Origin of the sequence: Bacillus sp. RAR_M1_44 (assembly GCF_020165935.1) — a bacterium.
Classification (GTDB): Bacteria; Bacillota; Bacilli; order Bacillales; family Bacillaceae; genus Bacillus; species Bacillus altitudinis.
The window spans coordinates 794,529-814,630 of record NZ_JAIUKX010000001.1; the positions used below are offsets into that span (position 1 = coordinate 794,529).

Below are 20,102 nucleotides of genomic sequence, written 5' to 3' on the forward strand. Positions count from 1 at the left end.
AAACATGCATTTAGTATGTATACACTGTAACAAGGAAAAATTGTTTTTTCAACCCCTTTATGAAAAAAACTCTGCCAAATTTTCTTGGCAGAGTCATTTTGGGCTATTTTTGATCTTTTTCAAGCTCTCGCAAGACATGAGGAAGCTCTGGAATAATGAGTTTGGTCATGGCTAACCGAACTGCTCCGGTAGAGCCTGGTGTGGCAAAAACGGCTTTTTGGTTAATCACCCCTGCCGTCGCTCTAGATAAGATAGCGGCTGATCCAATATCTTCTGTATAGCTCAGCATGCGAAAAATTTCTCCAAAGCCCAGCAGTTCTTTTGAGAAAAGAGGTGTAATGGATTCAATCGTGACGTCCCTTGCTGCAATACCAGTTCCCCCGTTTAACAAGACGGCATCAATCTTCGCTTCACTTGTTCCTTCTAAAACGGCGTCTTGAATCGCCCCAATATGATCTTTCACAATATCATATGCAAGAATAAGATGCCCTTGTTCTTTGAGCAAATCAATCATCAGACGGCCGCTTTTATCTGTTTCTTTTGTCCTTGTATCACTGACGGTAATGACTTTTACATGAAGCCTCGTTTTCGCTTCGCGTTTATGTTCTTGGGCGCTCATCTCTTCACACCGCTCCTTTCATATTGCCTCACATTATAGCATGCTGATTTCAATAGAAAAAAGCCCTTTTCCGCTGAGGAAAAGAGCTTTAAAAGGATGTTACGCTAAACGCATAACGTCTCTTGCAATCATGACTTCTTCGTTCGTTGGAATCACGATGACTTTTACAGGAGAGTGAGGGTAGCTGATGAATGCTTCTTCGCCTCTCATGTTGTTAAGAGATGGATCCCAATATACGCCCATGAATTCTAGACCACGAAGTACACGTGCTCTCACTTCTGAGCTGTTTTCACCGATTCCAGCTGTGAAGATGATGGCATCTACACCATTCATTCTCGCTGCATAAGAACCGATGTATTTATGAATACGGCTTGCAAAAATATCTAGTGCTACTTCTGCACGGTCGTTTCCTTCTTCTGTCGCTTCTTCGATATCACGAAGATCACTTGAAAGACCAGACACACCTAAAAGACCACTCTTCTTATTCAAAGTAGAAAGTACTTCTTCAGCTGTATGTCCTGTTTTCTCCATAATAAATGGAATAAGGGCAGGGTCAATGTTACCTGAACGTGTTCCCATTGCAACACCCGCAAGTGGTGTGAAGCCCATTGACGTATCGATTGATTTTCCGCCTTCAACTGCTGCGATACTTGCACCATTTCCAAGGTGGCAAGAAATCAAACGAAGCTCTTCAAGAGGACGGCCTAATAGCTCTGCTGCACGCTCTGTTACGAACTTATGACTTGTCCCGTGGAATCCGTATTTACGAATACCAAAGTTTTTGTAGTAGTCGTACGGAAGGCTGTATAGGTAAGACTGCTCTGGCATTGTTTGGTGGAACGCTGTATCAAACACAGCAATCGCTGGTACGTCAGGCAGAATTTGTTTAAATGCTTTGATTCCTACAACGTTTGCAGGGTTGTGAAGTGGTGCAAGCTCTGAAAGCTGATCAATGTCATTGATGACTTCATCTGTTAAAACAACAGAATCGCTGAATTTTTCTCCGCCGTGAACGACGCGGTGTCCTACGCCATCAATTTCATTAAAGTCTTTGATGATGTTAAATTCAATTAGTTTTTCAAGCAGCATTTTAACCGCTACTGCATGATCTGGAATATCTGTGACTTCTGTTTTCTTTTCTCCATCTACAGAAATCGTGAAGATACTGTTGTCCATTCCGATTCTTTCAACAAGACCTTTTGTTAAAACGGTTTCTTCTGGCATGTCGAACAATTGGAATTTAAGAGATGAGCTTCCTGCGTTGATTGCAATAATTTTGGACATTACTGTCGCTCCTTTTACTCAGTTGTTATATAAGGTTTCACGTTTTTTCGGTGCTATATTCAACCTGTTTGAACGGGTCTTTTATAGTTTAACGATAAGTCCGAAAAATATCTGACTTTTTCATTTAAACATTGAAAACTTTGCATTTCAAGTACACCTTCGAACTGTTACCGCTTACATCAATAAGTCGTTATTTTCTGAATAATAAAATAGCCAGACATCACTCTGGCTATTCTTTCGTTTCTTTTTCTTCTATAAACCATTGGTCTAATTTTCTCATGACGCCAACCATTGCTTCCTTCTGTGAGAAAGATGGCAGATTGGCAAATAGCATACGTTTCGGTGCTTCGAGCCCCTCTTTTTTCTTTTGCATCACAAATAAGCTTTTGGCATGCTTTTTGTCTTTGAACATAGAGACTGGCAGCTGAATTAACGCATTCATATATGCATGTTCTTTGATGAAATCCTTTAATTGTACGCTTTCTTTTCCTTCAAACAAATCGTTTGGAATAATGAAGAATAAGAAGCCGCCTTCTTTCGTGTAACGAAGACTTTGCTCAATGAATAAATAATGCGCAAAGGAATGACCTTCTTTTGCCTTTAATTCATAGTCTTTAGCGCGCTCATCATTTGGATAATACCCGACAGGAAGACTGCATACAGCAACATCTGCTGGTGAGATAAGAAGCGGCTCAAGGCTGTCCTGGTGGAAAAGCTCTACTTCTTTTTCTTCTAAGTTCGCTTGTGCCCACGCAATTTTAATGAGCACGTCATCAATTTCAGAGGCAAAACCGCGTTTTGTTTCTGCTGTTAGATTGTTGAGGACCGCAAGCAGTAAATTCCCTGTTCCCGCTGCTGGATCAAAGACAACCAGCTCTTTTTGTCCTTCTAAAAATTTATTGACCAAATAGCTGACAAACAGACCAATTGTATCAGGTGTCATCTGCCGGTTTGGATGTGAAATATCCTTTTGTCCTTTTAATACGGCGAGCTGAAACGCTTTACGAATCTGCTCATGATCATAAGAGGCGAAATCTGCTTTCTCTATTAAATCTTTTAGTAAACCGTTTCGATCATTTGCTTGGAAAAAGGCTTCTCCTGCTTCTGCCAATGCTTCAATATAGGAAATGTTCTGTTCCTTTTTTAAACGAATTGAAGCTGTATCGAGCAGCTCAAAAATCGTACTCACTTGATCTTTCTGCAATGCTTTTCTCTCCTCGCTTTGTTAAAAGCTATATGTTCTCATTGAAAAGAGCCCCAGTATGAAGCCGGAGCTCTTGTCGATGCTGCTTTTATAACAGTGATTTCGCAGCCTCAATGGCTTTTTCATAATTTGGATGATTGGTTGCTTCGCTTACATACTCAGTGTAAACCACTTTTCCGCTTGGGTCTAATACGAAGACCGCACGCGCCAATAAACGCAACTCTTTCATATATAAACCAAACGCTTCACCAAATGACATATCTCTATGATCAGATAATGTTTCGACATTTTCAATTCCGTTTGCTCCGCACCAGCGTGCTTGTGCAAATGGTAGGTCTGCACTAATGGTATAAATATTGACCGGACCTAAGCCGGCTGCCTCTTCATTGAAACGTCTTGTTTGTGCGTCACACACACCTGTATCAATAGAAGGAATCACTGAGATAATCGTCACTTTTCCTGTTAAATCAGAAAGTGAAACTTCCCCTAGTGAGTTCGTTAATACCGTGAAATCTGGAGCCTGCTCGCCTACTTTCACTTCATTTCCTACAAGCGTTACTGGGCTCCCTTTAAATGTGATCGATGCCAAAACAATTCCTCCCTTATCAAATGTATGGTTCTATCATAGTAGAGAAAGCAAAAAACTGCAAAGCCTAATCGTCCATTTTGAAAAAAAAGTTAACTGCAGGGCAGCTAACTTTTTAAAGGTCTATGTCATCTAGTTTTCGTTCTTTGTGACGATGCTCCCGTTCATCCTTCTTAAACATGTGCTGAAGACGTTCAATTGCTTGAGGAGCAGAATCCAATATTTTATCGAGCAGATGTGTGTGTTCATCCAAATGAAGCATTCTAACGCCATTTGTTCCCACAATTAAAAAGGCGATTGGTGTAATCGATACTCCCCCACCGCTTCCGCCTCCAAATGGGAGTCTCGGTTCTTTTCGTTCTTGTTCATCAGACCGTTTTTCTTTCTTTTGGTTACCGTTGAATTCACTGCCGCCGGCTGCAAATCCAAAACCAACCTTTGACACAGTGAGAATGACACTGCCGTCAGGGGTTTCGACTGGATCGCCGATGATCGTGTTCACATCAATCATTTCTTTTAAGTTTTCCATCGCTGTCTTCATCAGACCTTGGATTGGATGATCTGCCATTTTCGGGTTCCTCCTTAAACAGATGATTCATTCTTCGTTGCTTGAAGAGAGGCATTCTTTCTCGCCTTTCTCCCTTTTAACCAATGGACAAGTAATCGAATGGCTGCAAGCATAGCATGTCCAATCCGAAAATAAGCTATACATGCAAAGTGTGTCTGTGATACTTTGTGCTGAAAAGCGGGAATCACTTCATAGACGGGTTTGTGCTTAAAGGTGAGGTGCTCCTGCATAAAGGCAAGAAGTGCTCCTTTGACTGACCACACACCACCGGCTGCTACACCTGTTAAAGCTGCGTCATGAAAACCAATCCATGTGGACCAGTGAAATGAGACGATTTTTATATGAATGAAGAACTTTCGCATGATCCGGTTTAGATCGACAATCTCTTTTGTAATACGCTCCATTTGATGAAGGATTTCTTTCACATCACGTTTTCCCACTTTTTTATGCATGGTTTCTTTTTCTTGATTAGGCGTTTTGGTGCTGGCCATTTTCTTTTCACGAATATCAATCGTTTGATCTTCCGTATTCACTTTCACCATCGGAATGTCTTTCTTCAGTCTGACGATTCCATATAAGGTGATGATCTTCACCGCAATATGGTCATTGTCATTTGCATGTGAATAGTCCAGTGAAATGGTCACTTTCATAAAGATCAATAAGATCACAAGGAACAAAAAAGCTGCGATCCAAACGTACAGCACTGTGCTCACTTCCTCCATAACAAATGATGCTTCCTCTACGATTATGGCTCTCCTTCTGGATTTTATACCCAATCACCCAAAAAAAGAGTTTGACCGGTACCCGGCCAAACTCTCTTTGGTTATGCGTTTGATTCTGTTTTTTCATATAAATGTTCATGAACAACCACCGTATCTGCAAAGTAGTCATGAACCCCTTGCTTTTTCGGCGTGAACCCAACCACAGCATAGAGAACAAAAAGCGTATTAATATATCTCCCCACAATTTCTCTAAAGAAAATGACATCCCATGGCAGCTTCTTCTCCGGCTGAAGTGAGACGACTTTGATTCCAAACACCATCTTTCCAAGTGTTTGTTGGAAAATCTTCGTCATGATCGCAAAATAAAGCAGAAAGACAATTGTGGTTGTGACGGAAAATGGGGAAAACCAGCCTCCACCTTTTGACCAGCCAAAGAGACTAAAGATTGGAGAAACCGTCAAATGGTTAACACCCCATACGACGAGCCAATCTAGGATAAATGCCCAAAATCTAATCCAGAAACCTGCAAAGGCCTGCGCTTCAATTGAAGTGCGCTTCGCAAGAGTCGGCCTTGATTCTCCCTCTTGGCTGCGACTTTCCGTTACTTCATCGAATGTAGAATCCATCTATGATCCCTCCTTTATTTTGAATAGAGATACATCGGTTTAGACCCATTTGAGCCAGCCAGTGTTTCTTTTAAGTTCAGAAAATCAATTTCGCTTTTAAAGAGCTTGCTTGCACTCATATTGAAAAGAGAGTTCCAGCCAAAGCTTTGTGAATAGCTGATTACTGTTGCTCCTTTTAGGCCTTTTTCATTTTTCTTCATTGCTTTTAGTGCATCTTCATAGTACCCAAGCTCATCCACTAATCCGTTCGATTTCGCCTGTGTTCCGTCATAGACCCGGCCGTCAGCAATTTTCTTGACGTCCTGCTTAGACATGCCGCGTCCTTCAGAAATGACTTTCACAAAGCCTTCATAAGAGTTGTCAACCATGCTTTGCATGATAGCACGCTCATCTTTTGTCATATCACGATTTGGAGACATGATGTCTTTGAATTTTCCACTTTTAATGGTTTCATATTTGATGCCTAAATTATCTGCCAGCTTTGCATAATTCAAACTTTGCATGATGACCCCTAGAGAGCCTGTTAACGTTTCAGGTGAAGCAAAGATTTTTTTCGCTGGAGTGGATACATAATAGCCGCCAGAAGCCGCCATTGAACCCATGGAAACATAAATTGGCTTCTTCGCTTTCTTTACTTCTTCTAATTTTTTATGTATTTCAGCACTTTCATAGACACCGCCGCCAGGAGAGTTGACACGCAGCAAGACACCTTTCACAGACGCATCGTCTTTTGCTTTATCTAATTCTTTTAAGAACGCACGATGATCATATGCTTCCCCGCCTAAAAGGCTGGATGCACCACCGTTATCTTGAATCGTACCATTAATCTCAAGTACAGCAATTTTACTCGCTCCGCTGCCATCCTCTAGTACCTTTTCTTCGATTTCGTCCCCGAATTGATAGCTCATCTTATTATCATTGAAGCTTTCATACAAGGCCGTCGTGATACTAATCACAATCGAAAAGCCGAAAACACCAAGTGCAATGATTAAGGCTACCCATCTTTTCGCATTCATTTCTTTCTCCTCCTTTTTGTCTCACTTCGTTCATACGAATACACACATGAAATGTTTCACAGGAACTGTGGTTTTTTTACATTTCATTTCAACATATGATAGCACCGATGTGAAATGACGATCAACTTTACATCTTCTATCATTTGCTCATCATGACGAAAAATTGGTTATTTTATCCTCTTCCTACATCTAATAGCTCAGATCATCTCCACAACGAAACGCCCAGACCTCTCTAGCCTCCAAAATGAGCTATTAAATTATGCTCAAAGTCAGCGTTGTCTAATCACTTACAATGACTCATTTCTCAAATGGAAGCCTCTATCATGATGAAGCGTCTTTCTAATATTTTTACTTTCATATGAAAAAAGTGTAAAATGTGAGCAAGGGTTTTTATGTAAGCCCTTTACTACTCGAAATCTATTTTTGACAACAAAGGGGAGAACGTCAATGACAGACAATCGTCGCAATGTATTTTTCTTTTACAAAAAAGATCATGAATTGGATGGACACATTTCTTCTCTGGAGAAGCTCGCTACCGATCAAGGCTTTCACGTCGTAAAGCGTGCAGAAGATGCCCATATCATTGCTTCAATTGGTGGAGATGGTACATTTCTTCAAGCGGTCCGCAAAACGAACTTCCGGGATGACTGCTTGTATGTAGGGGTATCAAAAACAGAGAATTCGCACCTATACTGCGATTTTTCGTTAGAACATTTTGATCAAATGATTGATGCCATGAACACTGAACAAATTGAAGTGAGAAAATATCCGATCATCGATGTAAGCGTTGACAGTACAAACCAGTTCCATTGTTTAAACGAACTGTCGATCCGCTCTAGCATCATTAAAACATTTGTCATCGATGTGTATATAGATGATTTCCATTTTGAAACCTTTAGAGGCGACGGGATGATTATTTCCACTCCGACCGGTTCAACGGCCTACAATAAATCTGTCAACGGCGCCGTGGTGGATCCGATGCTTCCGTGTATGCAAGTAACCGAGCTGGCATCGCTGAATAACAACTCATACCGTACACTTGGAGCTCCTTTCATTTTAAGCAGTGATCGCAAGCTGACACTAAAGGTTGTTCAGGACGGTAACGACCATCCGATTATCGGTCTTGATAACGAAGCGCTAGGTACAAAACATGTCAAACAAATTGACATTGGCCTTTCTGGTAAAGTGATCAAAACGGTCAAATTAAAAGATAACTCCTATTGGGAAAAAGTAAAACGCAGATTCCTTTAATCATTGACAAGCTCCTTTACGGGGCTTTTTTTTCATGCCTTTTTATTCAAGGTCATGGTGTCTTTGAAAAGATATGGTATGATGTCACAAGTATACATGTACGAAAAGGAGAACACGATGCCATTACAACATTTTGATCAATATCCATTAAGCGATGAATTGAAACAAGCGCTAGAAGCGCTTCATTTCCATACACCTACACCCGTCCAGCACGAGACATTATCCGTTGCTTTTTCAAAGCAGGATCTCATTGTCAAATCTCAGACAGGCAGTGGCAAAACAGCAGCCTACGGTCTGCCAATTTGTGAAATGGTGGATTGGGCTGAGAATAAACCTCAAGCCCTCATCCTCGTCCCAACAAGAGAACTTGCCATGCAGGTCAAACAGGATCTGACCAGCCTCGGACGATTTAAACGAATCAAAGCGGCCGCCATTTACGGGAAAGCTCCATTTCAAGCACAAAAAATAGAGCTTGCACAAAAGAACCACATTGTGTGCGGAACGCCAGGACGAATATTGGATCACCTTGAAAAAGGGACACTTTCTTTAGACAATCTGTCATTTTTCGTGTTAGATGAAGCAGACGAAATGCTGAACATGGGATTTATTGATCAAGTCTCTTCTATTATTCAGCATCTGCCGCCAAAGCGGATGTCGATGTTATTTTCAGCGACGATGTCTGATGAAATGAAGGATTTGAGTGAGCAGTTTTTACAATCGCCAAAAGTGATAGAGATTGCTCGGGCGGAAACGACGAAGCAGCAAATCACCCACACGTTGATTGAAACCGAGGAAGAAGGCAAGTTTTCATTACTTCAACGAACGATTGTCATTGAAAATCCAGATAGCTGTATCATTTTTTGCAATACGCAGGAGCGAGTGAATGAGCTGACGATGAAGCTGGATGAGTGGGATGTTCCTTGCGATAAGATTCATGGCGGGATGAGGCAGGAAGATCGCTTTGCCGTCATGGATGAATTCAAAAACGGGGAATTCCGTTATTTGATCGCAACAGATATTGCAGCCCGAGGAATTGATGTCAGTGATATGACACATGTCATTCATTACGACTTGCCATATGAAAAAGAACGCTATATTCACCGGACCGGAAGAACTGGCAGAGCGGGTAAAAGCGGAAAAACGATTGCGTTTATGACAAGGCACGGGCAGCCGCTCATTGAAGACTTAAAAGAGGAAGCTGGTATTCATTTTCAAATTCAGCCTTATCCTACAAAAGAAGAAGCAGAACAGCATGTGGCAAGCTTTGAAGAAAAAATTGAAACACCGATTCAAAAGGAAAATAAGCAGGCCGGCATAGAGAAAGATATTATGAAGCTGTATTTTAACGGCGGGAAGAAAAAGAAACTCCGAGCAGTTGATTTCGTTGGAACGATCGCCAAAATAGACGGCGTTGCGTTTGATGACATTGGGATTATTACCATTCAGGAAACAAAAACATATGTAGATATTTTAAATGGCAAAGGCCCTATTGTGCTAAAAGCCATGCGCCACACAACGATTAAAGGCAAGCAGTTAAAAGTACATGAAGCACGTCAATAAAAAGTGAAGGCTAAGCGCCTTTACTTTTTTTATTTAAAATAAAATAAGCTTACAACCCTTGAACCATCAGCCTTTCCCGCATTCAACATGACAAATGTCATATTGAATACATGATGGGTGCTACTATGAGCATGACACCTTTCCTTCTATACTTTGAAGTAGAAAGAAACGGAAAGGACTTGAACGTTCATGACGACTTCAACAAACACACAGCAGCAAGCCACTTTAAGAAAACAAGTTGGCCAATTCTCTGGTGCTAATTCGAAAAAAAGTATCATTCAACTCTTTAATACATTCATTCCATTTTTGGGGCTTTGGTTTCTTGCCTATTATAGCCTGAACATCTCCTATCTTTTAACCCTCTTCTTTGCGGTGATTGCAGCTGGTTTTTTAGTACGTGTCTTTATTATTTTTCACGACTGCTGCCATCAATCCTTTTTTAAACAGAAGCCGCTGAATCACCTGTTTGGTTTTGTAACGGGCGTACTCACCCTTTTCCCTTATCTTCAATGGCAAAGAGATCATTCAATTCACCATGCCACAAGCAGTAACCTAGACAAACGAGGAACTGGCGACATTTGGCTCCTGACAGTCAAAGAATATCAAGAAGCTTCAGCTTGGACGAAATTTCGCTACAGATTTTACCGTAATCCTTTTGTGATGTTTATTTTAGGACCGATCTTTGTTTTTCTCTTAAAAAACCGTTTCAACGTCAAAAATGCTCGTAAAAAAGAGCGCTGGAACACGTATTTCACAAACGTGAGCATCATTGCGCTAGCAGCTGCAACGTGTCTTCTTTTTGGCTGGCAGGAGTTCCTGCTTGTCCAAGGTCCAATCTTCCTGATCTCAGGATCAATCGGCGTATGGCTGTTTTATGTGCAGCATACATTTGAAGATTCTTACTTTGAAGCAGATGAACATTGGAATTACGTGCAGGCAGCTGTAGAAGGCAGTTCTTTTTACAAATTGCCAAAGCTTCTTCAATGGTTAACAGGCAATATCGGCTATCACCATGTTCATCATTTAAGTCCGAGGGTACCGAATTATCACTTGGAGCATGCACATGATCATAGTGAGCCGCTTCAAAATGTGCCAACCATCACTTTAAAAACAAGTATCGAATCAATGAAATTTAGACTTTGGGATGAAGAAACGAAAGCATTTGTTACCTTTAAAGAAGCACGGCAATCTAAGAAGGTGCCCGCACCTGTTATAAAAGGAGACATTCTGAAGAAAAATGCATAATTGGCGCAAGCTCTTTCTTACAATAGAAGGAGCTTGTTGTATTTGCAGGATGCGCTCATCTGTTCAATTTGATAAAGTAGTGAAAAAGACTGAAAAAATGAAAAAGGTGAATCACGGATGAAAAAACAACTGAAAATTCAAAAACTGCATGGGATTTCCCCATATATTTGGGCGATTTTTTTCATCCTGCCCTTTTATTTTATCTTTAAGACCCCTTCGACTTTAGGCATTGTGATCGGCATTATTTTAAACGTCGTCTTTTTTGCGGTCTACCGTTTTGCCTTTGTCTCAAAGGGCTGGTCGTTATATGTATTCGGCCTTCTATTAATCGCCATTTCGACTGGTTATGTGATGCTCTACAGCTACATTTATTTTGCTTTTTGTATCGCCTATTTCAACGGGCATATCAAAAGAAAAGTCCCTTTCTATATCTTATACTATATCCATCTAGCGAGCGCTGCCGTAGCGGTGAACTTTAGCCTGATCTTAAAAAAGGGCTGGTTTCTCACGCAAATTCCGTTTGTCGTGATTACACTGATCAGCGCCATCCTCCTCCCTCTTAGCATTAGAAGCAGGAAGGAACGTGAACGGCTAGAAGAGAAATTAGAATATGCCAATGAACGGATCGCCGATCTTGTCAAACTTGAAGAAAGACAGCGAATTGCTCGCGATCTGCATGACACACTTGGACAAAAACTCTCTCTCATTGGATTAAAAAGTGACCTTGCCCGTAAGCTCGTGTATAAAGACCCTGAACAGGCTCGTGCCGAACTAAAAAGCGTCCAGCAGACAGCTAGAACGTCTCTAAATGAAGTGCGAAAAATTGTTTCTTCCATGAAAGGCATTCGGATCAAAGATGAAATATTGAACATCAAGCAAATCCTTGAAGCCGCCGATATTGACATGATTTATGATGAAAAAGAAGCGCCGAAACACATCTCTCTTCTTAACGAAAACATTGTGAGCATGTGCATCAAAGAGGCCGTGACGAATGTCGTCAAGCATAGCGACGCCACTGTCTGTCAAATCACGATTCATCAAAAGTCAAAGGAAGCTGTCATTACAGTTGAGGATAACGGCACATTTAAAGGCAGTCATCCATCCTCTCAATCGAAGGGACATGGCCTTGCAGGGATTAGAGAAAGATTGGAATTTGCAAATGGACGCCTGCACATTGAGACAAAAAACGGGACGAAGCTGATCATGAGCATTCCAAATGATTCAGCAGCGAAAGATAAGGAGGAAATAAAATGATTAACATCTTTATCGCAGAGGATCAGCAAATGCTGCTCGGTGCTCTTGGATCGCTTCTCGATTTAGAAGACGATATGACGGTTGTTGGAAAAGGTACAAACGGCCAGGATGCCATAGATTTTGCTAAAAAACACCCGGTCGACATTTGTTTAATGGATATTGAAATGCCCGGGAAATCTGGGCTCGATGCCGCTGAAGAACTTAAAAAGTCTGATGTGAAGATCATCATTTTAACAACCTTTGCTCGTTCTGGCTATTTTCAAAGAGCACTGAAAGCTGGCGTTAGCGGCTACATGCTGAAGGACAGCCCAAGCGAGGATTTAGCAAGTGCCATCCGAAGCGTGATGAAAGGGAAAAAGGTGTACGCCCCTGAATTAATGGAAGACTTGTACAGCGACGAAAATCCTTTAACTGAACGAGAAAAGTCGGTTCTAGAACTCGTCGCAGACGGAAAAAACACAAAAGAAATCGCCAAGGAACTCAGCATTAAAAGCGGCACTGTCCGAAACTACATATCCGTTATTTTAGATAAACTAGAAGTCAAAAACCGAATTGAGGCCATTACTCGTTCCAAAGAAAAAGGCTGGTTTAAATAAGAAAAAAGATCAGGTCATACCACTGCCTTGATCTTTTTTTCTTTTTATCAGAATTCCTCTATCCACTGCTAAAATATCATTGACAACAAACCTCACTTCTATGGTATGATATCTGAGTGATAATAATTATCATTATCACTCATACAACCAAATACACGGCTGATGTGCCGATTTCAAAGGAGTTTACATTCATGAAGAAAATATTGTTCCCTCTGATGCTCATCTTCGTACTTGCGTTGAGCGCATGTGGCAATAGCAGCAACTCTTCCTCAAATAAAGGAAAGCAATCAACGTCATCGGACACGATTACATATCAATCTGAAAATGGACCTGTGAAGCTGCCAGCAAATCCAAAACGTGTTGTTGTTCTCGCCTCTTATACAGGAAATGTCTTGTCACTTGGTGTGAACCTTGTGGGTGTTGACTCTTGGTCAAAAAAGAATCCACGTTTCAAAAAGAAATTAAAAAATGTGGAAGAAGTATCCGATGAAAATGTGGAAAAAATCATGAAGCTAAAGCCTGATGTCATCATCGGTTTAAGCGGTGCAAAAAATGTAGAAAAACTGAAAAAAATCGCCCCTACCGTTTTATTCACGTATAACAAAGTCGATTACCTTCAGCAGCATATTGAAATTGGAAAAGTCTTAAACAAAGAAAAAGAAGCAGAAGCATGGGTCAAGGATTTCAAACAGCGCGCAGCTGAAGCTGGCAAAGAAATCAAAGCAAAAATCGGTGAAGATGCAACCGTATCTGTCTTTGAAAGCGGCACAAAAGATCTTTACGTCTTTGGAGATGCATGGGGACGCGGAACAGAAATCCTCTACCAAGCAATGAAACTAAAAATGCCTGAAAAAGTAAAAGAAAAAGCATTAAAAGCTGGTTATTATGCGGTATCACAAGAGGTCATCCCTGAATTTGCCGGAGACTATATGATCATTAGCAAAAACAGCGAGATGGACAATTCCTATCAAAACAGTGAAATCTATAAGTCCATTCCTGCTGTGAAAAAACATCGTGTGTATGAAGCAAATGCGGAAGAGTTTTACTTTAATGACCCACTCACACTTGAATATCAATTATCATTCTTTAAAAAGCACTTTTTAGGTAAATAAACCGAAGCAAGGGATCTCTTCCCTTGCTTTTTTACTGTCTGCTTCTAGCGGGAGTGCCTGTTTTCCGCTACAATGATGTACAAGTAATTCAAAAAGTGTGGTGCTCGTTTTGTTTAAAATTTTGCTGATTGAGGATGATACAACCCTCTTCCAAGAAATCAAAGAACGTTTAGTCAACTGGTCTTATGATGTGTATGGGATCAACAATTTTCAACAGGTCATGCAGGAGTTCACTTCCATCCAGCCTGATTTAGTCATTATTGATATTCAGCTGCCAAAGTACGATGGCTTTCATTGGTGCCGGATGATTCGGCATCATTCTAATGTGCCCATCATCTTTCTTTCATCTCGTGATCATCCTGCTGATATGGTCATGTCGATGCAGCTTGGAGCTGATGATTTTGTACAAAAGCCCTTTCACTTTGACGTTCTCATCGCCAAAGTAAGTGCTGTTCTTCGCCGAGTCCATGATTATAATGCGGAACCAGCCAACTTAAAAGTCTGGTGCGGCGCTACCCTTGATCTCGAAAATAATACAGTGACAAATGAAAACGGTGAGATTGAATTAACAAAAAATGAGTTTTTTATTCTCAAAGAATTGATTCAGCATAAAAATCATATCGTCAAAAGGGAATCTCTCATCCAAGCTTTATGGGACGATGAACGATTCGTGAGTGACAATACACTCACTGTAAACGTCAACCGCCTTAGAAAAAAACTAGACGAAATCTCCCTTGGCACCTTCATTGAAACAAAAGTGGGTCAAGGTTATCTTGCAAAAGAAAAGGATGATCAATGATGCTGCAAGCATTTCTAAAAGAACGAAGAAGCTGGATCTTGTTCTTTCTTAGTTTGCAGCTTCTCATTCTCTTTGTTGCATATTTGGATACAACGATTCCACTCGCTTCTCTTTTTTATATCGTGCTTTTGTCTACATTACTCTTCATTGTTTTTCTTTTTTTTCGTTACCGGAAAGAAACTGCTTATTACATGCAACTGAAAGCATGGGACGAAAATATAGACCATCAAATACGTCTCAAACCCTCTTCCCCCTTTGAACAAATTGTACAGGAGGCAACGTCAGAGCAAATCGACCGATACCGCCAGATGACGGCTAAGCAAAAGACTGCGCTGGAAGAAGAAAAAGATGAACTACTCTCATGGATACATGAGGTGAAAACGCCGCTCACGGCGATGCACTTAATGATTGACCGCATAACAGAACAGCCGCTCAAATCAAATATGACATATGAATGGCTTAGAATACATTTACTCCTTGATGCACAGCTGCATCAAAGCAGGATCCAACATATTGAAAATGATTTATTTATTGAAAAACTGGATCTCCAAAACATGCTAACGAAAGAAATCAAAGCGCTCCAATCGTGGTGTATGCAAAAAGGAATTGGCTTTGACCTTTTATTAGAAGAGCGAGATGTATTAAGTGATACAAAATGGTTATCCTTTATGATCAGACAAGTGCTGACAAACGCCGTCAAGTACAGCCAATCATCTGACATTATCATCGAAAGCAAACAAATGAACGAACAAGTGGTGCTCACCATCACAGATCAAGGCAGAGGAATTGACCCAAGAGACGTGTCCCGTATTTTTGAAAAAGGCTTTACCTCCACAAGACATCACAATGACGCGGCCTCCACAGGCATGGGGCTCTATTTAACAAAAAAGGGAGCTGACGCTCTTCATATCACGATCGAGGTCAACTCCACGTTAGATCAAGGGACAACATTCACCTTTATTTTTCCGAAAAAGAATGATTTTGTCCATATTGCGAGCATGTGAACATGCAGTTCAAGAAACCCAATCTCTTCATCCAACGACGCATTGAAGAGATTGGGTGATTTTATACAGCCATATCACGCTACTTCACGGCACATTTCTCCTAGCTGTTTCCTTCTATAAATACTCATTAGCAGCCCGACTGACATCATTTCTAGAAGAATATGAGATCCCCCATAGCTCATAAAAGGCATGGAAACTCCTGATATAGGCAATAATCCAAAGTTTGTGAAAATACTTAAGATAAATTTTGCTGCAAATGTGGTTGCCAAACCAATCATTAATATTTTGCCATAAGCAGATTGAACTCGTTTCGCTGTATGAACTACTCTATAAATCAAAGTCACAAACAACATAAGAACGGCCAATCCTGCAAACCATCCGAATGAATAAATGATATACGTCAACATCCAATCAGTGTGAACATCATACAATGCGTACGGATTTATCTGAAAACCATTTGAGCTAAATTCATGAAGTGAGTATTGGTAAAAGTGGGCCATATCAGCTTGATACAGAGAAAATAATTGAACAATGAGATAGACAATACCTGCTGCTGTAAACGGAATAAGCTGTCTCATTCTTGCATGAGATACATACATCATCGTTATGCATATGATCATAAAGGTGATGGTTGCAGAAAGAGATCCGACTATATGTAATAAAATAATGGGTAAAGTGACAATCGCTAACCCTAGCCAGGACTTGAAACCATTCTTCCAATTCCAAGATTGATAAATGCCAGCTAACGAAATAATCATCAGAAATGGAAAAATTTCAGTCAGATTGATCGATCCATTATTTAAGCTTAAAAAGAGAATACCGTTCACTCTTGTCCCAATCATCATTGTAAGAATCAGCATTCCAATCGTTCCTATGTATAAATGCCATGAATAGGGTAAAAAGCGCCGATAATCAAAAGCAAACAGTCCAAGCATCAACGCAAGACCAAATACATAGTAAATGAGACTTTTATAAAAGATATTCGTGTCTTGAAAATGAAGTAAATGAGAATGAAACTGAAAATAATACATTACAAACAGCCCAAATAAACAAGTAGCTAATACAAGAAGTATCGTTTTAAAGTCAACTTGAGTTTTGTGTGTTTCATGAAGCTGCATTCCGAGTATGGCTGCATCTCCAATTTGATCGAGCGCTTGATCTACCGCCTCTTCTTCTGACATGCCCGCACTGACCGCTTCCTCTTTCAGCGTGTATAAATGATCACGAAGCTCAAGCTTTATACTTGCATGTACGTCTTTATTTTTGATTCGTTTACACACATTTTTGATATATTGTTCAAACTTTTTCTCTAGTCCCATACGACTTTCTCCCCGTTCAAAACGCCATCTACTGCATCTTTAAACACAGTCCATTCTTCTTTCTTTTCCTTCATAAACGCTTTGCCTTGTTCATTAATCCGATAATACTTCCTTTTTCGATTGCCATTCCCTTCGCCCCAGTAAGACACAATAAATCCTTTCCCCTCCAAAGTGTGCAAAATAGGATATATCGTCCCCTCTTTAAAGCTAAAAATTCCTTCGGATTTCGACTCCAATTCCTTAATCATTTCATATCCATACATCGGCTTTTCATTTAACAAGCTTAAAATAAGGGTAGCAGTACTCCCCTTTAGAAGCTCTTTACTCACTTTCATCCATCGTCACCTCTAATACATAGATTTACTATGCATATATTTGATATGCATATCTTACATGAAATCAAATACTCTGTAAAGGTTCATCAGAAAAAAACAAGAAATTTGATACATCATAGCGAAAAACAGATAAAATAATTGAATAACAATCTGAATTCTACATAAGGCTTTGACATATGAAACAAGCATGTGACAACAATGTCACATGCTCGTCTGTTTTGTTCGCCAAATCGCAGGAAGTCTGATCGGCTTCTTTTTATACTAGAGATATCAATTAAATAAAAAAGGGGTTCGACAGATGAACATTTTAGAAGCTCGCAAGTTATATAAAAGCTATGGAAATAAATTCAATAAACAAGAGGTGCTGAAAGGCATTGATTTGACGATAGAAGCTGGAGAATTTGTCAGCATCATGGGGCCATCAGGTTCGGGGAAAACGACCCTTTTGAACGTATTGTCATCGATTGATCATGTGTCCAGCGGATCGATTCGGATCGCAGATGCAGATATGACGCAAATGAAAGATCAGCAGCTCGCTGAATTTAGAAAGAAACAGCTTGGCTTTGTTTTTCAGGATTACAACTTACTTGATACACTCACGGTTAAAGAGAACATCCTCTTGCCATTATCCATCTCCAAAACGCCTAAAAAAGAAGCTTTTGAACGCTTTCAACAGCTTGCAGAGGATATGGGGATTTATGAACTAAGAGACAAATATCCAAATGAACTGTCTGGTGGACAAAAGCAACGGACATCTGCGGTACGTGCCTTTATTCATGAACCAAGCCTTATTTTTGCTGATGAACCAACTGGAGCACTTGATTCCAAATCTGCTTCTGACTTACTGAACAAGCTGCAAGAATTCAATCACAAGCGCAAAGCAACCATTGTCATGGTGACGCATGACCCTGTTGCAGCCAGTTATTCAAGACGAGTGATTTTTATCAAAGATGGACAGATCTATACACAATTGAATAAAGGCGCTCTAGAGAGAAAGATGTTTTTCGAGGATATTATGAAAACGCAAGGTGTTTTAGGCGGTGTGAAGCATGAACATTAATCAGCTCGTCTTCCGCAATCTGAAGAAAAACTTAAAAAATTACTATTTATACGTGTTTGCACTTGTATTTAGTGTGGCGCTCTACTTTTCTTTTGTCACCTTGCAGTACTCACCAGCACTTGATGATGTAAAGGGGTCCATTAAGGGCGGTGCGTCGATTAAAGCCGCTTCAGTACTACTCATTGCCATTGTTGGAATCTTCCTGTTATATGCGAACAGCATTTTTATTAAACGAAGAGGGAGAGAAATAGGTCTCCTGCAGCTCATTGGCATGACGAAACAAAAAATTGCCAAACTACTCAATGCAGAAAACTTTATCCTATATGTGGTCTCCATGGCTATTGGTATCATAGCTGGATTTATCGGTTCAAAACTCATGCTGATGGTGCTATTTAAAGTAACCGGCGTGAACGCCATCGCCAACCTGCATTTTTCAGGCATGGCCCTTTTGCAGACACTGATCGTCTTTTTCGTCATCTATGGATTAATTATGTTAAGAAATCGATGGTTTATTAATAGACAGACGATTTTATCTTTATTTAGAACCACGTCTTCTACAGAACAGCGTGTGAAAAAAATCTCTGTGTTTGAAATCATCATTGGGGTTCTAGGCATTGCATTCATCAGCTCAGGCTATTATATTTCTTCTCAGCTTTTTACCGGCACATATACGTCCATGCTTGCGTTACTTTTAGCGATGATTTATATTCTAGCCTCTGTCATTATCGGTACCTTTCTTTTCTATAAAGGCTCTGTTTCGTTCATTGCCAATATCGTACGCAAACGAAAAAATGGCTATCTCGCCATTCATGAAGTCCTGTCTCTGTCATCTATTATGTTCCGGTTAAAATCAAACGCACTGCTTTTAACGATTATTACAACGGTATCTGCGCTTGCCATCGGGTTGTTATCTTTAAGCTACATTTCCTATTACTCAGCAGAAAAAACCGCTGAACAACAGATCCCATCACATTTCGTCATGGGTTCTGAGAAAGATACCGATACCTTCACTCGTGCACTTTCTGACAAACATATTGCGTATGAAACAAAGCAGTTCAAGGTCATTCAAGCGAAGTTTGACGCAAAAAAGATCATGGATTCAGAGATTAAAAATATGAATAATGATCCAGGCGTCTTAACTCTACCTGTGATCAGTGAGAAAAACGCACCAAATATTCATGTGAAAAGCAACGAAGTCACCTTAAGCGGCTACAGTGATTTATTGAAGAAATTCATGCCGATTCAAAGTTCAGGTGATGTGAAACTACTTATTAAGAAACCCCTTGATTTAAAGGTCATTGATATGAAGAAAGATTACCTCATTTCTTACAACTTTACGTTTGGTGGTCTACCTGTTGCTGTCGTCAGTCAAAGTGTCTTTGAACAGCTTGACCAGCAGAAAGACCCTAAACTTCAGATTGAGAATAATCAATATCACGCAGTCAATATAAAAGATGATCAAAACCTTGAACAAGCGAATGATGTGTTTACCTCTTTAAAACTAGGTGACAACAGCATGTCTCAATTGGCTACCACTCAGCAACAAAAACAAACCATCGGACTGATGATGTTTATAGTCGGATTTTTAGGTCTCAGCTTCCTTGTCACATCAGGCTGTATTTTATACTTTAAGCAGATGAATGAAAGTGAAGAAGAACAAAGCTCTTACACGATCTTGCGTAAGCTTGGTTTTACTGAGAAGGATCTATTAAAAGGTATTCGGCTCAAACAGCTATTTAACTTTGGGATTCCGCTCGTTGTCGGGTTGCTTCACAGCTACTTTGCAGTACAGTCAGGCTGGTTTTTCTTCGGCGGTGAACTGTGGACACCAATGCTCATCGTCATGTCGATTTATACGGTGCTATATTCTATCTTCGGATTCCTATCTGTCCAGTATTACAAAAAAGTCATTAAAGAATCCTTGTAATCTCATCCCCATAGG

20 protein-coding genes are annotated in these 20,102 nt (G+C 40.2%); 10 read left to right on the forward strand and 10 right to left on the reverse strand.

Going from position 1 to position 20,102, the window contains the following annotated elements; all coding sequences use genetic code 11:
* Positions 1–103 precede the first annotated feature (103 nt).
* The 8 genes from LCD34_RS04235 to sppA form a co-directional block, all read right to left on the reverse strand.
* Entirely contained in the window at positions 104–619 is a 516-nt protein-coding gene (locus LCD34_RS04235; protein ID WP_144684145.1) for a molybdenum cofactor biosynthesis protein B, read from the reverse strand.
* A gap of 99 nt (positions 620–718) precedes the next feature.
* Positions 719–1,903 carry an acetate kinase gene (locus LCD34_RS04240; protein WP_007501728.1) on the reverse strand — a complete coding sequence of 395 codons (1,185 nt, stop codon included), beginning with the start codon at positions 1,901–1,903 and terminating at the stop codon, positions 719–721.
* 229 nt (positions 1,904–2,132) lie between these two features.
* Positions 2,133–3,107 carry a class I SAM-dependent methyltransferase gene (locus LCD34_RS04245; protein WP_224558573.1) on the reverse strand — a complete coding sequence of 325 codons (975 nt, stop codon included), beginning with the start codon at positions 3,105–3,107 and terminating at the stop codon, positions 2,133–2,135.
* Between the two features lie 88 nt (positions 3,108–3,195).
* Positions 3,196–3,696 carry a thiol peroxidase gene (gene tpx / locus LCD34_RS04250; RefSeq protein ID WP_007501731.1) on the reverse strand — a complete coding sequence of 167 codons (501 nt, stop codon included), beginning with the start codon at positions 3,694–3,696 and terminating at the stop codon, positions 3,196–3,198.
* Positions 3,697–3,808: 112 nt separating this feature from the next.
* Positions 3,809–4,261 (reverse strand): GerW family sporulation protein, encoded by a 453-nt coding sequence (ytfJ, locus tag LCD34_RS04255; RefSeq protein ID WP_007501733.1) that lies wholly within the window; start codon positions 4,259–4,261, stop codon positions 3,809–3,811.
* 14 nt (positions 4,262–4,275) lie between these two features.
* Positions 4,276–4,983, reverse strand: coding sequence for a DUF2953 domain-containing protein (locus tag LCD34_RS04260; RefSeq protein ID WP_017358280.1), 708 nt, complete (start codon positions 4,981–4,983; stop codon positions 4,276–4,278).
* Between the two features lie 101 nt (positions 4,984–5,084).
* Complete coding sequence (locus LCD34_RS04265; protein WP_008343136.1) at positions 5,085–5,609, reverse strand: RDD family protein; 525 nt, start codon at positions 5,607–5,609, stop codon at positions 5,085–5,087.
* Between the two features lie 14 nt (positions 5,610–5,623).
* A complete protein-coding gene (gene sppA / locus LCD34_RS04270; protein ID WP_135009397.1) occupies positions 5,624–6,625 on the reverse strand; it encodes a signal peptide peptidase SppA in 1,002 nt (333 codons plus the stop codon).
* Between the two features lie 447 nt (positions 6,626–7,072).
* Between sppA and LCD34_RS04275 the strand changes: the two genes are divergently transcribed.
* The 8 genes from LCD34_RS04275 (at position 7,073) to LCD34_RS04310 (ending at position 15,446) form a co-directional block, all read left to right on the forward strand.
* A complete protein-coding gene (locus tag LCD34_RS04275) occupies positions 7,073–7,876 on the forward strand; it encodes an NAD kinase (protein ID WP_017358281.1) in 804 nt (267 codons plus the stop codon).
* A 117-nt stretch (positions 7,877–7,993) separates the two neighbouring features.
* Complete coding sequence (locus LCD34_RS04280; RefSeq protein ID WP_224558574.1) at positions 7,994–9,436, forward strand: DEAD/DEAH box helicase; 1,443 nt, start codon at positions 7,994–7,996, stop codon at positions 9,434–9,436.
* Between the two features lie 189 nt (positions 9,437–9,625).
* Complete coding sequence (locus tag LCD34_RS04285; protein ID WP_050827552.1) at positions 9,626–10,681, forward strand: fatty acid desaturase; 1,056 nt, start codon at positions 9,626–9,628, stop codon at positions 10,679–10,681.
* Between the two features lie 117 nt (positions 10,682–10,798).
* The gene (locus tag LCD34_RS04290) at positions 10,799–11,935 is read left to right on the forward strand and encodes a sensor histidine kinase (RefSeq protein WP_108611312.1); all 1,137 of its coding nucleotides are present in this window, start codon (positions 10,799–10,801) and stop codon (positions 11,933–11,935) included.
* Positions 11,932–12,531, forward strand: coding sequence for a response regulator transcription factor (locus tag LCD34_RS04295; RefSeq protein ID WP_035391139.1), 600 nt, complete (start codon positions 11,932–11,934; stop codon positions 12,529–12,531). The genes LCD34_RS04290 and LCD34_RS04295 overlap by 4 nt, the downstream gene beginning before the upstream one ends.
* 191 nt (positions 12,532–12,722) lie before the next feature.
* On the forward strand, positions 12,723–13,643 hold the full coding sequence (locus LCD34_RS04300; RefSeq protein ID WP_017367846.1) for an iron-hydroxamate ABC transporter substrate-binding protein: 921 nt from the start codon (positions 12,723–12,725) through the stop codon (positions 13,641–13,643).
* Positions 13,644–13,752: 109 nt separating this feature from the next.
* Entirely contained in the window at positions 13,753–14,442 is a 690-nt protein-coding gene (locus LCD34_RS04305) for a response regulator transcription factor (RefSeq protein ID WP_017358287.1), read from the forward strand.
* Positions 14,442–15,446: a sensor histidine kinase gene (locus LCD34_RS04310; RefSeq protein WP_224558575.1), complete on the forward strand. Its 1,005-nt coding sequence runs from the start codon at positions 14,442–14,444 to the stop codon at positions 15,444–15,446. The genes LCD34_RS04305 and LCD34_RS04310 overlap by 1 nt, the downstream gene beginning before the upstream one ends.
* 74 nt (positions 15,447–15,520) lie before the next feature.
* Here LCD34_RS04310 and LCD34_RS04315 read toward each other — a convergent pair whose 3' ends face one another.
* Entirely contained in the window at positions 15,521–16,765 is a 1,245-nt protein-coding gene (locus LCD34_RS04315) for an FtsW/RodA/SpoVE family cell cycle protein (protein ID WP_224558576.1), read from the reverse strand.
* Positions 16,756–17,100: a PadR family transcriptional regulator gene (locus LCD34_RS04320; protein ID WP_035391131.1), complete on the reverse strand. Its 345-nt coding sequence runs from the start codon at positions 17,098–17,100 to the stop codon at positions 16,756–16,758. Before LCD34_RS04320 ends, LCD34_RS04315 begins: the two co-directional genes overlap by 10 nt.
* A gap of 298 nt (positions 17,101–17,398) precedes the next feature.
* Here LCD34_RS04320 and LCD34_RS04325 point away from each other — a divergent pair, with 298 nt between their 5' ends.
* Both LCD34_RS04325 and LCD34_RS04330 read left to right on the forward strand, forming a co-directional pair.
* Positions 17,399–18,160, forward strand: a complete 762-nt coding sequence (locus LCD34_RS04325; RefSeq protein WP_017358290.1) for an ABC transporter ATP-binding protein — start codon at positions 17,399–17,401, stop codon at positions 18,158–18,160.
* Complete coding sequence (locus tag LCD34_RS04330) at positions 18,150–20,087, forward strand: ABC transporter permease (protein ID WP_039168900.1); 1,938 nt, start codon at positions 18,150–18,152, stop codon at positions 20,085–20,087. Before LCD34_RS04325 ends, LCD34_RS04330 begins: the two co-directional genes overlap by 11 nt.
* Positions 20,088–20,102: the final 15 nt, after the last annotated feature.